Raw genomic sequence first — 20,826 nt, 5'->3', positions numbered from 1 at the left:
GCGCCGGCCCACCGGGAGGCCCTTGAAAAGAAAGCGGGAGGCACGTCGCCTCTGGACGGCGCCGCCCGGTCGGATACCATCGCCCGCATGCCCGCTGCTGTCCCCTTCCTCCCCGCCGACGCGCCCCGCCACACGCCCCTGGAGGATGCGCAGGGGCTGGCCATGGGGGTGCTGCTCGCCGCCTCGGGGCTGGTGATCCTCACCCATCTCGGGCTGATCACCGGGCAGACGGCGGGGATCGCCGTCATCATCTCCTACCTGACGGGGTGGTCGTTCGGCGTCGTGTTCTTCCTCGTCAACCTGCCCTTCTACTGGATCGCCTGGCGGCGGATGGGGCTGGAGTTCACGCTGAAAAGCATCGGCTGCGTGGCGGCGCTCTCTGTACTGGCCGACCTCATCCCCGGCTGGTTTCACCTCGGCGATGTCAGCCCGGCCTTCGGGGCCGTCCTCTTCGGGGCGATGACCGGGCTGGGGCTGCTGGCGATCTTCCGCCACAAGGGCTCGCTCGGTGGACTCGGCGTCATCGCCGTGCTGATCCAGGACACGACGGGCTTCCGCGCCGGGCACGTGCAGCTGATCGTCGACGCGGTGATCTTCCTCGTCGCCTTCTTCCTCTTCCCCGCCGAGCGGGTGCTGTGGTCGCTGCTGGGGGCGCTGGTGCTGAACGCGGTGATCGCCTTCAATCACCGGCGCGACTGGTACGTGGTGCGCTGACGCCCCTTGCGCCCGCGCGCCAGGTGCCTACATCAGCCATGAACGCTGCCGGCCCGTTGGGGCTGGCCTTTTCTGCGGCTGCATTGTAAGCGCGCCGCAACTCCCCCTTCGAGGCACGGACATGGACCTTCGCAATATCGCGATTATCGCGCACGTTGACCACGGCAAAACGACGCTGGTGGACGAGCTTCTCAAGCAATCCGGCACCTACCGCGAGAACCAGGCGACGACCGAACGTGCCATGGATTCCAACGACATCGAGCGCGAGCGGGGGATCACCATCCTCGCCAAGTGCACGAGCGTCGAGCACAGCGGCACGCGCATCAACATCGTCGACACCCCCGGCCACGCCGACTTCGGCGGCGAGGTGGAGCGGATTCTCTCCATGGTCGACGGCGTCGTCCTGCTGGTCGACGCGGCCGAAGGGCCGATGCCGCAGACGAAATTCGTCACCTCCAAGGCGCTGGCGCTGGGGCTGAAGCCAATCGTCGTGCTCAACAAGGTCGACAAGGCCGATGCGGAGCCGGACCGGGCGCTGGACGAGTGCTTCGATCTCTTCGCCAACCTCGGCGCGACCGACGAGCAGCTCGATTTCCCGCATCTCTACGCCTCCGGCCGCGCCGGCTGGGCGGATACGGAGCTGGACGGCCCCCGCAAGGATCTCGAGGCGCTGTTCAAGCTGATCATCGACCATGTCGAGCCGCCGAAGCAGCAGTCGCGCGACACCGAGCCCTTCTCGATGCTGGCGACGACGCTCTCCGCCGACCCCTTCATGGGCCGCATCCTGACCGGCCGCGTCGAATCCGGCCGTCTGAAGGCGGGCGAGACCGTCAAGGCGCTCTCCCGCAAGGGCGACAAGATCGAGCAGTTCCGCGTCAGCAAGATCCTCGCCTTCCGCGGCCTCGGCCAGCAGCCGATCGACGAGGCGGTGGCGGGCGATATCGTCACCCTCGCCGGCATGACGAAGGCCACCGTGGCCGACACGATCTGCGCGCTGGAGGTCGAGGATGCGATCCCCTCGCAGCCCATCGATCCGCCGACCATCACCGTCACCTTCGGCATCAACGATTCGCCGCTGGCGGGGCGTGACGGCAAGAAGGTGCAGAGCCGCGTCATCCGCGACCGCCTGATGAAGGAGGCGGAATCCAACGTCGCCATCAAGATCGGCGAGACGCCCGGCGGCGAGGCCTTCGAGGTCTCCGGCCGCGGCGAGCTTCAGATGGGCGTTCTGATCGAGAACATGCGCCGCGAGGGGTTCGAGCTGTCGATCTCCCGCCCGCAGGTGATCTTCCGTCAGGAAGACGGCCAGACGATGGAGCCGGTCGAGGAAGTCACCATCGACGTCGATGACGAATATACCGGCGCGGTCGTGGAAAAGCTGACGGGCCAGCGCAAGGGCGATCTGGTGGAGATGAAGCCCGCCGGCGCCGGCAAGACGCGCATCATCGCGCATGTGCCGTCGCGCGGCCTCATCGGCTATCACGGCGAGTTCCTGACCGACACGCGCGGCTCGGGCGTGCTCAACCGCATTTTCCACGGCTGGACGCCGCACCGGGGCCCGATCCAGGGCCGCCGGCAGGGCGTGCTGATCTCCATGGGCGGCGGCACGGCCGTGGCCTACTCGCTGTGGAAGCTGGAGGATCGCGGCAAGATGTTCATCGAGCCGCAGGATGCCGTCTACGAGGGCATGATTATCGGTGAGCACAGCCGCGAGAACGACCTCGACGTGAACCCGCTCAAGGGCAAGCAGCTCACCAACGTCCGCGCCTCCGGCACCGACGAGGCCGTGCGCCTGACGACGCCGGTCATCATGACGCTGGAGCAGGCCATCGCCTATATCGACGATGACGAGCTGGTGGAGGTCACGCCGAATTCCATCCGCCTGCGCAAGCGCTTCCTCGACCCGCATGAGCGCAAGCGGCAGAGCCGCGCCGCCAGCTGAGGCACCCGCGCCCGGGCCGGCTTGACGCCGGCCCATGTTCGCCTAATGTTCTCGCCATTCGGTTACCAAGAGGTTACCAAATGGCGCAGATTGTTCTCATCCATTCCATTCTCGGCCTTCGGCCCGTCGAACGCTCCATCGCCGCGCGGTGGGAGGCGGCCGGTCATGGCGTCACCCTGCCCGACCTTTATGGCGGGCGGAGCGCGGAGAGTTACGAGGACGGGTTCACCCTCTGGGGGGAGCTCAAGGAGAGCGCGCAGGCCATGGCCCGCGAGGCGATCCTGAACGCGCCGCAGGGCGCCGTCTTGTCGGGGGTCTCGATGGGTGCCGGGCAGGTCAGCGCCTCATGGGGCGAGCGGCCAGATATCTCCGGGGCCATCCTCTTCGCCGGCAGCGCCGACCCGGCGCCTGGACTGCCGAAGGGGCTGCCGGTGCAGGCCCATATCGCCCGCCCCGACCCGTTCGATGACGAGGGCTACTTCGCCGACTGGGTAGCCAGCATGGGCGACTACGAGCTCGACCTCTACCGCTATGACGGCGTCGGCCACTACTCCCTCGACCCGGCGCTGGAGGACTTCGGCGCGGCGGAGGCGGAGCTTTGCCTCAGCCGCACCCTCGATTTCCTCGCCGGGCTCTAGGAGACCTCTTCGACAATCACGACGGAGCGGTCGGCCGCGCCCTTCGCGAACTCGAGCGCCTTCTGATACTCGGGCGAGTTGTAGCAATCATGCGCCGCCTGCAGCGAGGGGAAGCGGGCCACCACGTTGCGCGGGTGGTCCTCCCCCTCCAGCTGCTCGTACTTGCCGCCGCGGACGAGGAACTGGCCGCCATGGCCCTCGATGGCGCCCGTCGCCAGCTCGGCATAGCGGCCGTAGGATTCGGCGTTCGTCACTTTCACATGGGCAATCCAGAGTGCGCTCATGCCAGGTCTCCAATCAGTTTCTCGGCCGCGGCAAAGGCGCCCTCGGCATTTGCGGCGCTCGCGGCGCCCCCTTGGGCGAGGTCGGGCCGGCCACCGCCGCCCTTGCCGCCCAGCTCCGCCACGGCGGTCTTCAACAGGTCCACCGCCGAGAGCCGCGCCGTGAGATCATCCGTCACGCCCGCCGCCACCGCCGCCTTGCCGCCGCTCTCGGCGATCAGCAGGACGGCGCCGGAGCCCAGCTCGCCCTTCATGCCGTCGATGATTGAGGGCAGGTCCTTCCCGGTGACGCCGGTCAGCACCTGGGCGACGAGCTTCACACCGTTGATTTCGCGGGCCTTCGTGCCCTCGCCGCCGCCGGACATAGCCAGCTCGCGGCGCAGCTGCGCGACCTCGTTGGCGAGCGAGCGGCGCTCCTCGATCAGCGCCTTCACGCGAGCGGCGACATCCTCGCCGCCGGTCTTCAACGCCGTCTCGATCTCCGCCAGCGCCATGTCGCGGCGCCGCAGCTCCGCCAAAGCCGCCTCGCCCGTCAGCGCCTCGATCCGGCGGACGCCGGAGGAGGAGGCGCTGTCGGAGAGGAGCGCGAAAAGGCCGATATCGCCGGTGCGGCCCACATGCGTGCCGCCGCAGAGCTCGATTGAGTAGGTGTCGCCCTTCGGGCCCTTGCCGGTCGGCCCGAGGCCCATGGAGACAACACGCACCTCGTCACCATACTTCTCGCCGAAGAGCGCCTGGGCCCCCATGCCGCGGGCATCGTCCGGCGTCATGATCCGCGTCTCCACCGCCGAGTTCTGGCGGATCATCTCGTTCACCTCGCCCTCGATGCGCGCGATCTCCTCCCGGCTGAGCGCCTTGTTGTGGGAGAAGTCGAAGCGCAGCCGGTCGGGCGCGTTGAGCGAGCCGCGCTGCGCGACGTGATCACCGAGCGCCTGTCGCAGCGCCTCGTTGAGCAGGTGCGTGGCGGAGTGGTTGGCGCGGATCATCGTGCGTCGCGCGTGATCCACCCGCAGCTCCGCCCCCTGCCCACGCTCGACGCGGCCCTCGCTGACCCGCCCGATATGGACGAAGACGCCCGCGAGCTTGCGGCAATCGGTGATGGTGACGGTGCCCGTCTCCGTATTGAGGACGCCGCTGTCGCCGACCTGCCCGCCGGATTCGGCGTAGAAGGGCGTCTGGTTGAGCACCACGCGCACCTCGGCGCCCTGATCGGCGGAATCGACCATCGCCGCCCCGTCGCCGACGAGAGCGAGGATCTGCCCCTCCGCCACCTCGGTATCGTAGCCGAGGAAGTCGGTCGTGCCGTGCTTGTCGGCGAGGTCGAACCAGATGCCCTCCTCCGCCGCCTCGCCGGAGCCGGACCACGAGGCGCGCGCCTTGGCCTTCTGCTCGGCCATGGCGGCATCGAAGCCGGCGGTCTCGACGCTGCGGCCCTTTTCGCGCAGCGCGTCCTGCGTGAGGTCGAGCGGGAAGCCGTAGGTATCGTAGAGCTTGAAGGCGGCTTCGCCCGGCAGCTCGGCGCCCTCGGGCAGGCCTGCCAGCTCATCGTCCAGCAGCTTCAGGCCGCGGTCGAGCGTCTGGCGGAAGCGCTCCTCCTCCGACTTTAGCGTCTCGGTGATCAGGGCGCGGGCCTGCCCGAGCTCCGGATAGGCGGCGCCCATCTCGGCCTCGAGCGCGGGGACGAGGCGGTACATGACCGGGTCCTTCGCGCCGAGCAGGTGCGCGTGGCGCATGGCACGGCGCATGATCCGGCGGAGCACATAGCCGCGCCCCTCGTTGGAGGGCAGCACGCCCTCGGCGATGAGGAAGGACATGGCGCGCAGGTGGTCGGCGATGACCCGGTGATGCACCTTCCCGGGCCCGTCGGGATCGGCGGAGGTAGCATTGGCGCTGGCCTCGATCAGGGCGCGCATCAGGTCGGTGTCGTAATTGTCGTGCTTGCCCTGCAGGAGCGCGCCGATCCGCTCCAGCCCCATGCCGGTGTCGATGGAGGGCGCGTCGAGCGGGCGGCGGGTGCCGTCCTCGAACTGCTCGAACTGCATGAAGACGAGGTTCCAGATCTCGATGAAGCGGTCGCCGTCCTCCTCGGGGGAGCCGGGGGGGCCGCCCCAGATGTGCTCGCCATGATCGTAGAAGATCTCCGACGAGGGGCCGCAGGGGCCGGTGGGGCCCATCATCCAGAAGTTGTCGTCGGTCGGGATACGGATGATCTTCTCGTCCGGCAGGCCGGCGACCTTCTTCCAGATCTCCGCCGCCTCGTCGTCGGTGTGGTAGACGGTGACGAGTAGCTTTTCCTTGTTGAGGCCGAAATCCTTCGTCAGCAGCTCCCAGGCATAGGGGATCGCCTGCTCCTTGAAGTAGTCCTGAAAGGAGAAGTTGCCGAGCATCTCGAAGAAGGTGTGGTGCCGGGCGGTGTAGCCGACATTGTCGAGATCGTTGTGCTTGCCGCCGGCGCGCAGGCATTTCTGGCTCGTCGTGGCGCGGGAATAGGGGCGGTGCTCGACGCCGGTGAAGACGTTCTTGAACTGCACCATGCCGGAGTTGGTGAACAGCAGCGTCGGGTCGTTGCGCGGCACCAACGGCGAGGCGGCGACACGCTCGTGGCCCTGGCGGGCGTAGAAGTCGAGAAACGTGGAGCGAATGTCGGCAAGGCTGGTCATGGCGGGTCCGTCCTGGTGATCGGAATGCGGTTTAGCCTTGCGCCCCCGGCCTGTCTACCTGATGTCCGGGAGGCAGAGAGCGAGGGATGTCGTGAGAGACTTCATAGCCGACACTGCGGCGCTGGTGGTGTTCTTCACGCTGACCGGCGTGCTCAACGAGCGGTTCTTCGTCGGCATGGGCTGGGACGAGGTCCTGACGGCGCGGCTCATCGGCGCCCCGCTGATGGTGCTGACGGCGCGGCCCTACGGGCTGTGGCGCGGGCTGGTGATGCGGCGGGCCGGGGAGGGCCGAGGCTCGAAGCTGGTGTGGGACACGGCCTCGCTCCTCACCTTCCAGGTGCCGATCTACGTGGCGATCATCTGGGCCGGCGGCGCCGAGGGGGCGGAGCTCTGGCGCGGCGCGCTCGGTGCGGCGGTCATGATGCTGGCGCTGGGGCGGCCCTACGGGATCTGGCTGGACCTGGTGCGCGGCTGGTTCGGCCTGCCGCCGGGCGGGCAGACGCCCATGTCGGTGAACCCGGACCGCTGAGGGGGCGGAAACCATATGGTTTCCGCAGACGAATTCCATATGGAATTCGGCGCCCGGGCGGCGGCCGGAGGGCTAAGGCCCGGGCAGCCGGTGCTGAGCCCCGCCGGCCGGAGCTGAGCACAGCCTCACCCCGGGAAAGAAAAAGAGCGGCCCATTGGCCGCTCTTCTCTTGGTCTACTTCGCCCGGGAGCGTGGGGGCGATAACCAGTCCCATCTGCACCTAGACCCATCCAGCGGGGGAGCGGGTTGCCCCGCTCACTGCGCCGCCCGAAGGACGTCAATCCTCCAGGATGGCGGTGTCGTCCTCCTCGCCGGCGCCGAACTCCAGCCCGTGGGCGGCGCGGATCTTGTCTTCGATGGCGAAGGCGATGTCGGGGTTTTCCTTCAGGAAGGTCTTGGCGTTCTCACGCCCCTGCCCGATCCGCTCGTCGCCGTAGGAGAACCACGCTCCGGACTTGTTGACGACACCGGCCTTCACGCCGAGGTCGATCAGCTCGCCCGTCTTGGAGATGCCCTCGCCGTACATGATGTCGAACTCGACCTGCTTGAACGGCGGGGCGACCTTGTTCTTCACCACCTTCACGCGCGTCGTGTTGCCCACCACCTCGTCGCGGTCCTTGACGGAGCCGATGCGGCGGATGTCGAGGCGGACGGAGGAGTAGAACTTCAGCGCGTTGCCGCCCGTCGTCGTCTCCGGGGAGCCGAACATGACGCCGATCTTCATCCGGATCTGGTTGATGAAGACGACCATGCAGTTGGAGCGGGAGATGGAGCCGGTCAGCTTGCGCATCGCCTGGCTCATCAGGCGGGCATGGACGCCGACCGAGCTGTCGCCCATGTCGCCTTCCAGCTCCGACTTCGGGGTCAGCGCGGCGACCGAGTCGACCACCACCATGCTGACGGCGCCGGAGCGCACCAGCGTATCCACGATCTCCAGCGCCTGCTCGCCCGTGTCGGGCTGGGAGATCAGAAGCTCGTCGAGATCGACGCCCAGCTTCTTGGCATATTGCGGGTCGAGCGCGTGCTCGGCGTCGACAAAGGCGCAGACGCCGCCTTTCTTCTGCTCTTCGGCCACCACGTGGAGGGTGAGCGTCGTCTTGCCGGAGCTTTCCGGCCCGTAGATCTCGATGATGCGGCCCTTCGGCAGGCCGCCGATGCCCAGCGCGATGTCGAGACCGAGAGACCCCGTGGAGGTCGCCTCGATGTCGCGCATCGCGTTGTCGCCCCCCATCTTCATGATGGAGCCCTTGCCGAACTGCCGCTCGATCTGCGCCAGGGCCGAGTCGAGGGCCTTCTGCTTGTCCGCGCTGCGCTTGTCGTTCATCGAAAGAATTTCCGCTGCCGCCATTGCCCTGTTCCCTTAAATCATGTTGCCCTACCCCCGGCAATTGCCCAACGTGTTCACCGGGTGTTCTCCACTTTATGAGACCAAATGGAGAACGAAGCAAGAATAAAATAGGTTAATGGCGTGCGGGCTTGAACCGCGCGCTTCGGGAGCGTGAGCGAAATGATGGTGTTCACCGGGGCGGGGTTGGCGATCCTCGCGGTGCCGAAGACGGGGACGACGGCGCTGGAGGCGGCGCTCGGCCCCCGCGCCGACATGCTGCTGCGCAACCCGCCGCGGCTCAAGCACATGACGCTCTACCGCTACCGCCGCCGTATCCTGCCGCTCCTCAAGGTCAGCGACATTCCCCCGCCGGAGACGGTTGCCGTCATCCGCGAGCCGCTCTCGTGCCTCGGCTCGTGGTATCGCTACCGCCAGCCGCCGGAGCGGCCGAATTCCACCGCCGGGATGAGCTTCGACGACTTCGTCGATGCCTGGTGCCGGGAGAAACGCCCGCCCCCGGCCGACGTCGGCACCCAGTGGGACATGGTCAACGATGGCGAGGACGTCGCCGTCGACCACCTCTTCCGCTACGACGAGATGGACCGCCTCCACGCCTTCCTCGAGGAGCGGCTCGGCCAGCGGATCGAGGTGCCTCCCGCCAATGTCTCCCCGCGGATGGACCTGTCGCTGAAGGCGGGCATGGTGGCGCGGCTGAAGAAGAAGGGCGCGCGAGAGCTGGCGCTGTGGGAACGGCTGGGCGGCGAGCCCGCCGTCTGAGCCGCAAAAACCGGCAGCGCGGCAACGCTTGGCCGCCGATCCGCCCGGGCGGCCCCGCCGGGGTTTGTGCCCGGCGGCCAGCCGTGGAACGTAAGGGGCAGCAAGGCGAGGACGAATTTCATGGCGATCAAGGCGGCGATCACCCACCTGACCCACTACAAGTACGACCGGCCGGTGACGCTGGGCCCGCAGATCATCCGTCTGCGCCCGGCCCCGCACAGCCGCACGCGGGTGATCTCGCACAGCCTGAAGGTCACGCCAGAGGACCACTTCGTCAATCACCAGCAGGATCCCTACGGCAACTGGCAGGCGCGCTTCGTCTTCCCCGAGCCGGTACGCGAGTTCCGCATCGAGGTGGGGCTGGTGGCGGATATGTCCGTCTACAACCCCTTCGACTTCTTCGTGGAAGACGACGCGAAGGACTTCCCCTTCAACTACCACGCCGACATCGCGCCCGACCTGGTGATCTACCGCCGCCCCGAGAAATCCGGGCCGCTGCTGCGCGATTTCATGAAGCGGGTCGACCGGCGCAAGCGCCCGGTCACCGACTTCATCGTCGAGCTCAACCAGCTGGTCGCCAACCACGTCGGCTACGTCATCCGCATGGAGCCCGGCGTGCAGACGCCGGAGGAGACGCTGGAGCGGGGCACCGGCTCCTGCCGCGACAGCTCCTGGCTGCTGGTGCAGATCCTGCGCCAGCTCGGCTTCGCGGCGCGCTTCGTCTCCGGCTACCTCATCCAGCTGAAGCCCGACGTCGAGGCGCTCGACGGCCCCTCGGGGACGGATCATGACTTCACCGACCTGCACGCCTGGGCGGAGGTCTACCTGCCCGGCGCCGGCTGGGTGGGTCTCGACCCGACCTCCGGTCTGCTGACCGGCGAGAGCCACATCCCGCTGGCCGCGACGCCGCATTACCGCAACGCCGCGCCCATCTCCGGCATGGCGACGGCGGCGGAGGTGGACTTCGCCTTCGACATGACGGTCGACCGCGTCGCCGAGCACCCGCGCATCACCAAGCCCTTCTCGGAGGAGAGCTGGGCGGCGCTCGACACGCTCGGCCGCAAGGTCGACGCGGCGCTGAAGGACGGCGACGTGCGGCTGACGATGGGCGGCGAGCCGACCTTCGTCTCCATCGACGATTTCGAGAGCCCGCAGTGGAACGAGGATGCCACCGGCCCCGACAAGCGGGCCGCGGCGGACCAGCTGATCCGCCGCCTGCAGGCCCGCTTTGCGCCCGGCGGCTTCCTCCACTACGGGCAGGGCAAGTGGTACCCGGGCGAGACGCTGCCACGCTGGACGTTCAGCCTCTACTGGCGAAAGGACGGCGTGCCGATCTGGCGCAACCCCGATCTCATCGCCGAGGAGACGGAGGCCCGCGAGGTCACCCCCGATGACGCCGGCCGCCTCACCGCTGCCATCGCCGAAGAGCTCGGCGTGCCGGATGAGACGATCGCCGCCGCCTACGAGGACCCGGCGCACTGGCTGCTCAAGGAAGCCGAGCTGCCGGCCAACGTCACGCCCGAGAACAGCAAGCTGGAGAACCCCGAAGAGCGCCACCGCATGGCGAAGGTCTTCGAGCGTGGCCTGACGGAGCCGGTCGGCTACGTCCTGCCCGTCCAGCGCTGGCAGACGAAGGCGCGCTCCGGCGGCTGGCTGTCGGAGGTCTGGAAGTTCCGGCGCGGCAAGCTCTTCCTCGTGCCGGGCGACAGCGCCCTCGGCTATCGCATTCCGCTCAGCTCCCTGCCGTGGCTGCCGGCCTCGCGCTACCCCTACACCAACCCCGCCGATACGATGCAGGATCTCGGCCCCCTGCCCGATTATCACGACGTCCCCGCCGAGGCGCAGGCCCGCCGCGGCCAGCCCGTGGCCAGCTTCACCCCGTCCGAGCCGCAGGAGGCGCAGCCGGGCCAGACGCTCGCCCCTGACATCGACGGGCATGTCCGCACCGCCCTCTCGGTCGAGCCGCGGGGCGGCCGGCTCTGCGTCTTCATGCCCCCGGTCGAGAAGGTGGACGATTACCTGGAGCTCGTCGCCGCCGCCGAAGGCGCGGCCGAGCGCCTCGGCCTGCCGGTGCATATTGAGGGCTACGCCCCGCCCTTCGACCCCCGGATCAACGTCATACGCGTCGCTCCCGACCCGGGCGTGCTGGAGGTGAACATCCACCCGGCCGAAGACTGGGCCGGCTGCGTCGAGGTGACGGAGGCCGTCTACGAGGAGGCGCGGCAATGCCGCCTCGGCGCCGACAAGTTCATGATCGACGGCAAGCATACCGGCACCGGCGGCGGCAACCACGTGGTGGTCGGCGGCGTCACGCCTCAGGATTCGCCCTTCCTGCGCCGGCCGGATCTCCTCCGCTCGCTGATCCTGCACTGGAACCGGCACCCCTCGCTCTCCTACCTCTTCTCCGGCCTCTTCGTCGGGCCGACCTCCCAGGCGCCGCGGATCGACGAGGCGCGGCACGACAGCCTCTACGAGCTGGAGATCGCGCTGAACCAGATGCCGAGCCCGGGAGAGGGGCTGGCCCCCCTGCCCTGGCTGACCGACCGCCTGCTGCGCAACATCCTGACGGACGTCACCGGCAACACCCACCGCGCCGAGATCTGCATCGACAAGCTCTACTCCCCCGACGGCCCCACCGGGCGACTCGGCCTCGTCGAGTTCCGCGGCTTCGAGATGCCGCCCGAGCCGCGCATGTCCCTCGCCCAGCAGCTCCTCATCCGCGCCCTTATCGCCCGCTTCTGGGATGCGCCGGCCACCGGCCCGCTCATCCGCTGGGGCACGGCGCTGCATGACCGCTTCATGCTGCCCGAGATGCTCTGGGCCGATTTCCGCGAGGTGCTGGCCGACCTGCGCGAGCACGGCTTCGAGATGCGCGAGGAGTGGTTCGAGGCCCAGGCCGAGTTCCGCTTCCCCTTCTGCGGCGAGATCGAGGCGGAAGGAGTCCACCTCGAGTTGCGTCAGGCGCTGGAGCCCTGGCATGTCCTCGGCGAGACCGGCGCCATCGGCGGCACGGTGCGCTATACCGACAGCTCGACCGAGCGGCTGCAGGTGAAGCTGACGGGCGCCGACCCCGCCCGCTACATCGTCGCGGTGAACGGCCGCGCGGTGCCGCTGACCGGCCTCTCCAACGGCGTCGCCGTGGGCGGCGTGCGCTTTAAGGCGTGGCAGCCGTCGATGGCGCTGCACCCGGTGCTGCCCGTCGATGCGCCGCTGACCTTCGACATCTTCGACACCTGGTCGGGCCGGGCGCTGGCGGGCTGCACCTACCACGTCGCCCACCCCGGCGGGCGCAATTACGAAACCTTCCCGGTCAACTCCTACGAGGCCGAGGCCCGCCGCCTCGCCCGCTTCGAGGCGCATGGCGGCACCGCCAAGGCCTACCGGCCGCCGGAGGAGCACCCGCATGGCGAGTTCCCGATGACGCTGGATCTGCGCCGCCCGCCGGGCCTGTGGAGTTGACGATGCCGGAGACGACGCCGCAACGGCAGGAGGCCGGCACCCGCGCGCGGAGCGAGACGCGCCCGCGAGGGAGCGGCGAGCGGCAGCCATGACGCGTGACGCGAGGGCCACGCCGGGCCGGCGGGCGCTGCTGGAAGGCTACCAGCCGCTCAAGGGCGTCCCTGACGAGCTGATCGGCGAGGACGGCCGCCCCCGCGCCGCCTGGGGCGACCTGATCGCCGCCCTCTCCGCCATGACGCCGGAGGAGCTGGCGGGGCGCCACGCGGCGGCGGATCGCTACCTCAGCGACGCCGGGGTCTTCTACCGGCAGTACGAGCAGGAAAGCTCCACCACCCGCGACTGGCCGATGAGCCACATGCCGGTGCTGATCGACCGCGCCGAGTGGGAGGAGATCGCCGCCGCCCTCACCGAGCGGGCCGACCTGCTGGAGAAGGTCATGGCCGATCTCTATGGGCCGGGCCGGCTGGTGGCCGGCGGGCACCTGCCCCCGGCGCTCGTCGCGGGCAACCCCGAGTGGCTCCGCCCCATGGTCGGCGTGCAGCCGCGCTCCGGCCATTACTTGCACTACGTCGCCTTCGATATCGGCCGCGGCCCCGGCGGGGCGTGGTGGGTGCTCGGCGACCGCTGCCAGGCCCCCTCCGGCGCCGGTTTCGCGCTGGAGAACCGCATCGCCACCGCCCGCGCCTATTCCGAGCATTACGCCCGCGCCAATGTCGAGCGGCTCGCCGGATTCTTCCGCCGCTTCCGCGATGCGCTGATGGAGATGGGCGGCGCCGCCGAGGGACGGCCCGAGGGGCGGGTGGCGATCATGACGCCCGGGCCCGCCAACGCCGCCTATTTCGAGCATGCCTATATCGCGCGCTACCTCGGCGTGCCGCTGCTCGAGGGCGACGACATGGTCGTGCGCGGCGGCCAGCTGATGGTGCGCACCGTCTCGGGCCTGCGCCCCATCTCCGTCCTCTGGCGGCGGCTCGACGCCACCTGGGCCGACCCGCTGGAGCTGGACGAGCGCAGCCACATTGGCACGCCCGGCCTCGTCTCCGCGCTCCGCGCCGGCGGCCTCTCCATGGTCAACGCCCTCGGCTCCGGCGTGCTGGAGACGCGGGCGCTGCTCGCCTTCCTGCCCCGCATCTCCGAGCTGATCGACGGCCGGCCCCTGCGGATGCCCAACATCGCCACGTGGTGGTGCGGCGGCGCCGAGGAGCGGGCCTACGTGCGCAGCCATGCCGGGCGAATGACCGTCTCCTCTGCGCTCTCCACCCGCGCCCTCTTCGATGCCGGCGAGACGGCGGCGGAGACGGCGCGCTCCGAGGGCAATTTCGAGGACTGGCTCGAGCGGCAGGGCGGCGCGCTGGTGGGCCAGGAGGCGGTGAGCCTGTCGACGACGCCCGCCTTCGAGGGCGGCCGTCTGGTGCCCCGGCCGATGTCGCTGCGCATCTTCCTCGCCCGCACGAAGGACGGCTGGCAGGTCATGCCCGGCGGCTATGCCCGCATCGGGCGGGAGAGCCGGCCGGCGGAGCTGGCGCTGCAGCGGGGCGGGCTGGCGGCGGATGTCTGGGTCGTCTCGAAACAGCCCGTGCAGGCGGAGACGATGCTGCCGGCGAGCGGCGACGACCCGCTGCGCCTGCAGCCCTCCGCCCTGCCCTCGCGCGCCGCCGACAACCTCTTCTGGCTCGGTCGCTACATCGAGCGCGCCGAGATGATCGTGCGGCTCTGGCGCGCCTGGCACGTCCGGCTCGCCGAGCAGGGCGCGGCCGACGGTCCGCTCTTCGCGGCGCTGGAGGCGCATCTGGCGGCGCGCGGCGTCTCCCTCTCCGCCGGGCTGGACGATGCCGTGGGGCCCGTCCTGCAATCGGCCATCGGCTCGGCCGCCCATGTCCGCGACCGCTTCTCGCTCGACGGCTGGCTGGCGCTGACGGATCTGGAGCGCACGCTCAGCGAGGTCAGCGCCGCCGAGCCGGGGGACGGCACGGTCCGTGCCGCCTCGACCCTGCTACGCATGATCGCCGCCTTCTCCGGCCTCGTGCACGAGAATATGTACCGCTTCTCCGGCTGGCGCTTCCTCTCCATCGGGCGGGACCTCGAGCGCGCCCATTCCGTTGCCCGCCTGCTGGCCGACTTTGCCGACCCGGAGGCGCCGGACGGCGCGCTGGACCTCGCCATCGAGCTGGGCGACAGCACCATGAGCCACCGCCGCCGCTACGCCGCCGCGCCCACCCGCGCCACGGTGCTCGACCTGCTGGCGCTCGATGCGCTCAACCCCCGGGCCGTCGCCTTCCAGCTGACCGAGGTGGCCGAGCATGTCAGCTACCTGCCGGGGGCCGAGCGGCACCGCCAGCTCAGCCCCTTCCAGCGGGCGCTCCTGCACGCGCAGGCCGCCGTGCAGGGCACGACGCCGGGGGCGCTGACGACGGAGCGCCTCAACGCCAGCGCCGAGGAGGTGGCCCAGCTCTCCACCCTCCTCGCCGAAGCCTACTTCCGGTAGCCCGATGCTCTACGACGTGACGCTGCGCATCGCCTACAACTACGACAGCCCCGCCACCGGGGGGCGGCACCTGCTGCGCATGATCCCGGCAGACGTGCCGGGGCAAAGGCTGATCGCCGCGGGGCTGGAGATCTCCCCCCGCCCTTCCGAGCGGCTGGAGCGCAAGGACTTCTTCAACAACCGGGTGACGGAGCTGGCCTTCGATGCGCCGCTGGCGAAGGTGGCCTTCACCCTGCGCGCCCGGATCGAGCGGCAGGCGCAGGCGGCGCGGCTGGATGCCTCGCCCTCCCTGCCCCGTCTGGCCGCCGAGCTCGCCGCCCAGCCGCAGCTCACCGCCGCCTCGCCCCATCACTTCCTGCCGCCCTCCCCGCGCCTCGGCGCCGCGCCCAAGGCCATCGCCGCCTTCGCGGCGGAGGCGGCGGCGGATGCCGCCAGCGCGGGGGAAGCCGTCGCCGCCGTCAGCCGCGCCCTGCACGGGCACATGACGTTCGAGGCGGGGGCGACGCATGTCGGCACCACCTTCGAGGAGGCTTTCGAGGGCCGCCGCGGCGTCTGCCAGGACTACACGCATATCATGATCGCCATGCTCCGCTCGCTCGGCATCCCCGCCGGCTACGTCTCGGGCTTCCTGCGCACCGAGCCGCCAGAGGGACAGCCGCGACTTGAGGGGGCGGATGCCATGCATGCCTGGGTGCGCGCCTGGTGCGGCGCGGCGACGGGCTGGGTGGAGATCGACCCGACCAACGACATGGCCGTCGGGGGGGACCATCTGACGGTCGCCATCGGGCGCGACTACTCCGACGTCGCCCCCGTGCGCGGCGCCATCCGCCTCTCCGGCGCGCATGGCTCCAGCCAGGCGGTGGACGTGATCCCGGTGGAATAGGCGGCCGGCGAAGGGGCCCGGCCAGCCGGGTCTAACCCGGAGAGCTCCCGCCGATGTGGCGATAGCTGCGCACCTGCATGTGGACCTTCATCGTCAGCATCACGGCGTGCCGCTCCTCCGGCACGTGGCGGCTGTCGAGGAAGCGGGCGCATTCCGCGGCGCCGTCGGGGCCGACATGCTCGTAGATCAGCGCCAGCTCACCATCGGCGGCCTCCATCAACCTCACGTTGTATGCTGCCGGGCACTCATGCAGCGTGTCACGGATAGTCCTAAGATGCTCCACGAAGCGCTCGCGTGTCTCGATCGGAACCGTGAACCGGTTCACCCGGGTCATGCGCGCCATGGCACCTCCCACTGCTCATTCCGCTCTGCACTCTTGCTGGTAGGGAGTATGACGTCAACGTCAAGCAGGCCGGAGCCCGCCGCAGGTCACCGCCGCGTCGCCGCGGGCGGCGGGGTGCGGGCGGCGCGTTTGAGCTGCGCCTCGCGGAAGGTCATATAGCCGATGGCACCCATGATGAGCAGCGCGCCGATGACGACCCAGCTGTCGATACTCTCCCCAAAGGCGAGCCAGCCGAGCGTTGTCGCCCAGACCAGCTGCAGGAAGGTGACGGGCTGGGTGACGGTCATCGGCGCTGCCGCGAAGGCGACCGTCATGAAGTAGTGGCCAAGCGTGGCGAAGACCGCGGTGCCGGCGAACCAGGCCAGTTCCGTCAGGCTCGGTGTCTGCCAGTCGACCAGCGCGAAGGGGAAGAGGCAGATGGGCACCAGCAGCGACAGCATGGTGACGATCACCGTCGGGCTCACCTCCCCCGCCAGCTGCTTGGTGAAGAGGTAGCTGCCCGCGAAGCAGACGGAGACGGCGAGCATCGCGAAATGGCCCGGGTCAAGCTCGCGGAAGCCGGGGCGCAGCATGATGACCACGCCGATGAGCGCCACCCCGATCGCGAGGATGCGCCGGAGCGCCAATCGTTCGCCGAAGATCAGCGCCGCGCCGAGGGTGACGTAGATCGGGTTGAGGTAATTCATCGCCGTCACCTCGGCGAGCGGGATGCGGGCGATGGCGAAGAACCACAGGATCACGGCGCCGGAATGGACGAGCGCCCGCGCCGAGAACAGCGCCCAGAGCCGCGGCGTCAGCTTCGCCCGGCGGACGGCGCCGAGCATCGGCAGAAGCAGCGGCACGCCCATGATGTAGCGCAGGAAGCTCGCCTCGGCGGCGGGCACCTCGGTGCCCACCGTCTTCACGATGGCGGTCATGCAGACGAAGCTCAGCCCCGAGAGCACCATGAAGAGAACGCCGCGCAGCGGCCGTGCCTCAGGCGGAATGAACGCCCCCGTCGGGACAGGGGCGGCCGCAGGCAATTACTCCGCCGCCTCGTAGGCTTCCATCACCTCGTCGGGCGCTTCGAAATTGGTGGTGACGTTCTGCACGTCGTCATCGTCTTCGAGCGTCTCGACCAGCTTCATCAGCTTCTGCAGCCCTTCGAGATCCACCGGCGCGGTGGTCGTCGGCCGCCAGACGAGTTTGGCCGTCTCGCTCTCGCCTAGCTCGGCCTCGAGCGCGTTCGAGACCTCGTTGAGGTCGGTATCGGCGCAGTAGATGTAGTGCCCGTCCTCGCCAGATTCGACATCCTCGGCGCCGGCCTCGATGGCGGCCAGCATCATCGTGTCGGCGTCACCGGCCTCGGGCTTGTAGAAGATCTCGCCCTTGCGGTCGAACATGAAGGCGACGGAGCCCGTCTCGCCGAGGTTGCCGCCGCTCTTGCCGAAGGTGGAGCGCACGGAGGAGGCGGTGCGGTTGCGGTTGTCGGTCAGCGCCTCGACGATGACCGCCACGCCGTTGGGCCCGTAGCCCTCGTAGCGGATGCTCTCGTAATTCTCGGCATCGCCGCCGATGGCCTTCTTGATGGCGCGGTCGATGACGTCCTTCGGCATCGACTGGCTCTTGGCCTCCTTCACGGCGAGGCGCAGGCGGGGGTTCTTGTCGGGATCGGGGTCGCCCATCTTGGCGGCGACGGTGATCTCCTTCGAAAACTTGGAGAACAGCTTGGAGCGGGCCGCATCCTGCCGCCCCTTGCGATGCTGGATGTTCGCCCATTTGGAATGGCCGGCCATGGGTCTTGCCCTCTTCTTCGCGGATCGATCGGCTCTATATTCGCCGGCTGGCATGGGGGCAAGGGGAGCGGGGTCGCCGGTGTCGAGGGGGGCTGTCTGCCCCCCGCGCTTGCCGCCCCTCCCCCCCGAGGATTTTCGGGACCAAAGACAGGTGCGCCGGGGAGCGTCGGCACGCGGAGGGCGAGGTGGAGCCGATTGCACCCGCGCGCCGAGCCGCCTAGGAGAGGGCCATGCGCATTCTCTTTCTTGGCGATGTCATGGGGCGGGCGGGGCGCGCCGCCGTGGCGGAGCGGCTGCCGAAGCTGCGGGACGACTGGCGGCTCGATTTCGTCGTCGTCAACGGCGAGAATGCCTCCTCCGGGCATGGGCTCAACGGCGCCCATGCCAAGGGGCTCTTCGAGGCGGGGGCGGATGTCGTCACCCTCGGGGATCACGCCTTCGACCAGAAGGACATGCTGCAGGTCTGCGAGCAGGACGGGCGCATCCTGCGGCCGATCAACTTCGCCAAGGGCGCGCCGGGGCGCGGGGCGAAGGTCTTCTCCGCGCGCGGCGGGCAGAAGGTGCTGGTGGCGCAGGTGCTGGGGCAGGTCTTCATGTCGCGCACCTATGACGATCCCTTCTCGGCCATCGAGCCGGTGCTGAAGGCCCACCCGATGGGCGGGCTGGTGCAGGCGAGCCTCGTCGACATGCATTGCGAGGCGACGAGCGAGAAGATGGCGATGGGCCACTTCTGCGATGGCCGCGCCTCCATCGTCGTTGGCACGCATACGCATGTGCCGACGGCCGACGCGATGATCCTGCCCAGCGGCACCGCCTATCTCAGCGATGCCGGCATGTGCGGCGACTACAACTCCGTCATCGGGATGGAGAAGGCCGAGCCGCTGCGCCGCTTCATAACCGGCATGGCGAAGGAGCGCTTCTCCCCCGCCCTCGGCGAGGCGACCATCTGCGGCCTCTACGTGGAGACGGACGACCGCAGCGGGAAGGCCACGCGTGCGGTCCCCGTCCGGCAGGGCGGCCGGCTGGAGGCGACAGGCCCGGCGTGACCCGCCGGCCACAGCCCCGCGCCGCCGGACTTGTGCGGCGGGGGGGTATCGGGCAATGCTCCGGCGCCGAGGGGAACGCAGGGGCACCATGATCGGGGTAGAGTTCGGGCCGATGGAAGAGGCCGTGCTGGCCATCGCCATCATGCTGGCGATGTTCGTCGCCTTCGTCTCCGAGAAATATCCGATCGAGGTGGTCGCGCTGACCGGCGCCATGGCGCTGATCGTGCTCGGCATCCTCGACCCGGTGCAGGCTTTCGACGTCTTCGCCAACCCCGCCCCGTGGACCATCGCCGCGATGTTCATGATCGTCGGCGGGCTGGTGCGCACAGGGGCGCTCGACTGGTTCTCCCAGCTGGCCACGCGGGGCGTGACGACCCGGCCGCGGACGACCATCGCCGCCATCGCCGTCTCCGTCGTCACGCTGTCGGCCTTCGTCAACAACACGCCCATCGTGGTGGTGATGCTGCCCGTCTTCATCCAGCTCGCCAAGCAGCTGGACATCGCGCCGTCGAAGCTGCTGATCCCGCTCTCCTACATGTCTATCATGGGCGGAACGCTCACACTCATCGGCACCTCGACCAACCTCGTGGTAGACGGCGTCGGCCGCGCCTCCGGCGTCGAGCCCTTCCACATCTTCGAGCTGGCGCCCGTCGGCCTGCCGCTGGCGATCACCGGACTGCTCTACCTCGGCCTCTTCGGCAACGCGCTGCTGCCGGCCCGCGATTCCATGGCGCTCATGGTCTCAGACCGCAGCCGCATGCGCTTCTTCACCGAGGCGGTGATCCCGCCGGGCTCGAACCTCATCGGCCGCGAGGTCCTCGGCGTGCAGCTCTTCAAGCGCGAGGGCGTGCGGCTGATCGACGTGATCCGCGGCGACGAATCCCTGCGCCGCAACCTCGCTGGCGTGACGCTGGAGGTGGGCGACCGCGTGGTGCTGCGCACGCAGATGACGGAGCTTCTGTCCCTTCAGCGCAACAAGGACCTGCGCCGCGTCGACCAGGTCTCCGCCGTCGAGACGACGACGGTGGAGGTGCTGATCACGCCCGACTGCAAGATGGTCGGCCGGCGCCTCGGCGATCTGCGCCTGCGCCGGCGCTTCGGCGTCTACCCCCTCGCCGTCCACCGGCGTGACCGCAACGTCGGCCGGCAGATGGAGGACACCGTCGTGCAGGTCGGCGACACGCTGCTGCTCGAAGGCGCACCGGCGGATATTCAGCGCCTCGCGGGGGAGATGAACCTCGTCGACGTCGCCCACCCGACGCAGAAGGCCTTTCGCCGCAACCGCGCGTGGATCGTCATCGCCGTCCTCGCCTCCATCGTCGGCTTCTCGGCCATCGGCGTGGGGCGGATCGAGATCCTCGCCTTCATCGGCGTCGCGGTGGTGCTGCTGACCCGCTGCATCGATGCCGACGAGGCCTTCTCCTACGTCGACGGCCGTCTCCTCGCGATGCTCTTCGGGATGCTCGCCGTCGGCGCGGGGCTGGAAGCCTCGGGCGCCGTCGAGCTGATCGTCACCGCCGCCGCGCCGCTGCTCGATGGGCTGCCCGCCGTAGTGACGCTCTTCGCCATCTTCGCCATCACCTCCCTCCTCACGGAGCTGCTCTCCAACAACGCCGTCGCGGTGGTGGTGACGCCGGTTGCCATCGGCCTCGCGCAGACGCTGGGCTTCGACGCCAAGCCGGTGATGATCATCGTGATGATGGGCGCCAGTTTCGGCTTTGCCACCCCCATCGGCTACCAGTGCAACATGCTGGTCTACGGCCCCGGCGGCTACAAGTTCTCCGATTTCGTGCGCATCGGCCTGCCGCTCAACGTGCTGATGGGCGCCGTCGCCTCGCTGGTGATCGCCGCGCTTTACTTCTAAAGACGCCCAAAGTTCAGGCGATGCGCCCAAAATGCGGGCGGCGCCGCATATGAGCAATTCGAGCGAATGGGCCACCCTGCCCCCGCCGTTGATGGCGGGCGGC

16 protein-coding genes are annotated in these 20,826 nt (G+C 69.3%); 10 read left to right on the top strand and 6 right to left on the bottom strand.

Annotated elements, in window-relative coordinates; translation table 11 throughout:
• The first annotated feature begins 87 nt into the window (after positions 1-87).
• The 3 genes from GY170_RS07005 to GY170_RS06995 all read left to right on the top strand — a co-directional run bounded on the left by GY170_RS07005 (position 88) and on the right by GY170_RS06995 (position 3,294).
• Positions 88-714: a YitT family protein gene (locus GY170_RS07005; protein WP_163891461.1), complete on the top strand. Its 627-nt coding sequence runs from the start codon at positions 88-90 to the stop codon at positions 712-714.
• 121 nt (positions 715-835) lie between these two features.
• Entirely contained in the window at positions 836-2,656 is a 1,821-nt protein-coding gene (gene typA / locus GY170_RS07000; protein ID WP_163891459.1) for a translational GTPase TypA, read from the top strand.
• Positions 2,653-3,294: a dienelactone hydrolase family protein gene (locus GY170_RS06995; RefSeq protein ID WP_268895072.1), complete on the top strand. Its 642-nt coding sequence runs from the start codon at positions 2,653-2,655 to the stop codon at positions 3,292-3,294. The genes typA and GY170_RS06995 overlap by 4 nt, the downstream gene beginning before the upstream one ends.
• On the opposite strand, the gene GY170_RS06990 is transcribed toward GY170_RS06995, so the two are convergent.
• On the bottom strand, positions 3,291-3,578 hold the full coding sequence (locus GY170_RS06990) for a DUF1330 domain-containing protein (RefSeq protein WP_163891455.1): 288 nt from the start codon (positions 3,576-3,578) through the stop codon (positions 3,291-3,293). The two genes, GY170_RS06995 and GY170_RS06990, sit on opposite strands and share 4 nt — an antisense overlap.
• Positions 3,575-6,235 (bottom strand): alanine--tRNA ligase, encoded by a 2,661-nt coding sequence (gene alaS / locus GY170_RS06985; protein ID WP_163891453.1) that lies wholly within the window; start codon positions 6,233-6,235, stop codon positions 3,575-3,577. The genes GY170_RS06990 and alaS overlap by 4 nt, the downstream gene beginning before the upstream one ends.
• 91 nt (positions 6,236-6,326) lie before the next feature.
• Between alaS and alaE the strand changes: the two genes are divergently transcribed.
• On the top strand, positions 6,327-6,764 hold the full coding sequence (alaE, locus tag GY170_RS06980) for an L-alanine exporter AlaE (protein ID WP_235937811.1): 438 nt from the start codon (positions 6,327-6,329) through the stop codon (positions 6,762-6,764).
• Between the two features lie 277 nt (positions 6,765-7,041).
• Here alaE and recA read toward each other — a convergent pair whose 3' ends face one another.
• Positions 7,042-8,112 carry a recombinase RecA gene (gene recA, locus GY170_RS06975; protein WP_163891449.1) on the bottom strand — a complete coding sequence of 357 codons (1,071 nt, stop codon included), beginning with the start codon at positions 8,110-8,112 and terminating at the stop codon, positions 7,042-7,044.
• 159 nt (positions 8,113-8,271) lie between these two features.
• On the opposite strand from recA, the gene GY170_RS06970 reads away from it, so the two are divergent.
• The 4 genes from GY170_RS06970 (at position 8,272) to GY170_RS06955 (ending at position 15,695) form a co-directional block, all read left to right on the top strand.
• Positions 8,272-8,868, top strand: coding sequence for a gamma-glutamyl kinase (locus GY170_RS06970; protein ID WP_163891447.1), 597 nt, complete (start codon positions 8,272-8,274; stop codon positions 8,866-8,868).
• Positions 8,869-8,988: 120 nt separating this feature from the next.
• Positions 8,989-12,327, top strand: coding sequence for a transglutaminase family protein (locus GY170_RS06965; protein ID WP_163891445.1), 3,339 nt, complete (start codon positions 8,989-8,991; stop codon positions 12,325-12,327).
• An 88-nt stretch (positions 12,328-12,415) separates the two neighbouring features.
• Positions 12,416-14,812, top strand: a complete 2,397-nt coding sequence (locus GY170_RS06960; protein ID WP_163891443.1) for a circularly permuted type 2 ATP-grasp protein — start codon at positions 12,416-12,418, stop codon at positions 14,810-14,812.
• A gap of 4 nt (positions 14,813-14,816) precedes the next feature.
• Positions 14,817-15,695: a transglutaminase family protein gene (locus GY170_RS06955; protein WP_163891441.1), complete on the top strand. Its 879-nt coding sequence runs from the start codon at positions 14,817-14,819 to the stop codon at positions 15,693-15,695.
• A 31-nt stretch (positions 15,696-15,726) separates the two neighbouring features.
• Here the strand turns inward: GY170_RS06955 and GY170_RS06950 are convergent, their stop codons facing one another.
• The 3 genes from GY170_RS06950 to GY170_RS06940 all read right to left on the bottom strand — a co-directional run bounded on the left by GY170_RS06950 (position 15,727) and on the right by GY170_RS06940 (position 17,813).
• Entirely contained in the window at positions 15,727-16,038 is a 312-nt protein-coding gene (locus GY170_RS06950) for an NAD(P)H-binding domain containing protein (protein WP_163891439.1), read from the bottom strand.
• Positions 16,039-16,124: 86 nt separating this feature from the next.
• The gene (locus GY170_RS06945; RefSeq protein ID WP_268960237.1) at positions 16,125-17,024 is read right to left on the bottom strand and encodes a DMT family transporter; all 900 of its coding nucleotides are present in this window, start codon (positions 17,022-17,024) and stop codon (positions 16,125-16,127) included.
• Between the two features lie 36 nt (positions 17,025-17,060).
• Positions 17,061-17,813 (bottom strand): YebC/PmpR family DNA-binding transcriptional regulator, encoded by a 753-nt coding sequence (locus GY170_RS06940; protein ID WP_163891435.1) that lies wholly within the window; start codon positions 17,811-17,813, stop codon positions 17,061-17,063.
• Between the two features lie 230 nt (positions 17,814-18,043).
• Between GY170_RS06940 and GY170_RS06935 the strand changes: the two genes are divergently transcribed.
• Together GY170_RS06935 and GY170_RS06930 are read left to right on the top strand one after the other, a co-directional pair.
• Entirely contained in the window at positions 18,044-18,859 is an 816-nt protein-coding gene (locus GY170_RS06935) for a TIGR00282 family metallophosphoesterase (protein WP_163891433.1), read from the top strand.
• A gap of 88 nt (positions 18,860-18,947) precedes the next feature.
• On the top strand, positions 18,948-20,723 hold the full coding sequence (locus tag GY170_RS06930; RefSeq protein WP_163891431.1) for an SLC13 family permease: 1,776 nt from the start codon (positions 18,948-18,950) through the stop codon (positions 20,721-20,723).
• Positions 20,724-20,826: the final 103 nt, after the last annotated feature.

The organism is Pseudoroseicyclus tamaricis, from assembly GCF_012070395.1.
In the GTDB taxonomy this organism is placed as follows: domain Bacteria; phylum Pseudomonadota; class Alphaproteobacteria; order Rhodobacterales; family Rhodobacteraceae; genus Pseudoroseicyclus_A; species Pseudoroseicyclus_A tamaricis.
This window is presented reverse-complemented; position numbering and strand designations above follow the sequence as displayed.

Excerpts from the sequence above, each read along its gene's own strand:
- GY170_RS06940 (WP_163891435.1), bottom strand. The coding sequence starts at position 17,813 with ATGGCCGGCCATTCCAAATGGGCGAACATCCAGCATCGCAAGGGGCGG.
- GY170_RS07005 (WP_163891461.1), top strand. The coding sequence starts at position 88 with ATGCCCGCTGCTGTCCCCTTCCTCCCCGCCGACGCGCCCCGCCACACG.
- GY170_RS06960 (WP_163891443.1), top strand. The coding sequence starts at position 12,416 with ATGACGCGTGACGCGAGGGCCACGCCGGGCCGGCGGGCGCTGCTGGAA.
- GY170_RS06990 (WP_163891455.1), bottom strand. The coding sequence starts at position 3,578 with ATGAGCGCACTCTGGATTGCCCATGTGAAAGTGACGAACGCCGAATCC.
- GY170_RS06965 (WP_163891445.1), top strand. The coding sequence starts at position 8,989 with ATGGCGATCAAGGCGGCGATCACCCACCTGACCCACTACAAGTACGAC.
- typA (WP_163891459.1), top strand. The coding sequence starts at position 836 with ATGGACCTTCGCAATATCGCGATTATCGCGCACGTTGACCACGGCAAA.
- GY170_RS06935 (WP_163891433.1), top strand. The coding sequence starts at position 18,044 with ATGCGCATTCTCTTTCTTGGCGATGTCATGGGGCGGGCGGGGCGCGCC.
- GY170_RS06970 (WP_163891447.1), top strand. The coding sequence starts at position 8,272 with ATGATGGTGTTCACCGGGGCGGGGTTGGCGATCCTCGCGGTGCCGAAG.
- GY170_RS06950 (WP_163891439.1), bottom strand. The coding sequence starts at position 16,038 with ATGGCGCGCATGACCCGGGTGAACCGGTTCACGGTTCCGATCGAGACA.
- GY170_RS06930 (WP_163891431.1), top strand. The coding sequence starts at position 18,948 with ATGATCGGGGTAGAGTTCGGGCCGATGGAAGAGGCCGTGCTGGCCATC.
- GY170_RS06955 (WP_163891441.1), top strand. The coding sequence starts at position 14,817 with ATGCTCTACGACGTGACGCTGCGCATCGCCTACAACTACGACAGCCCC.
- recA (WP_163891449.1), bottom strand. The coding sequence starts at position 8,112 with ATGGCGGCAGCGGAAATTCTTTCGATGAACGACAAGCGCAGCGCGGAC.
- alaS (WP_163891453.1), bottom strand. The coding sequence starts at position 6,235 with ATGACCAGCCTTGCCGACATTCGCTCCACGTTTCTCGACTTCTACGCC.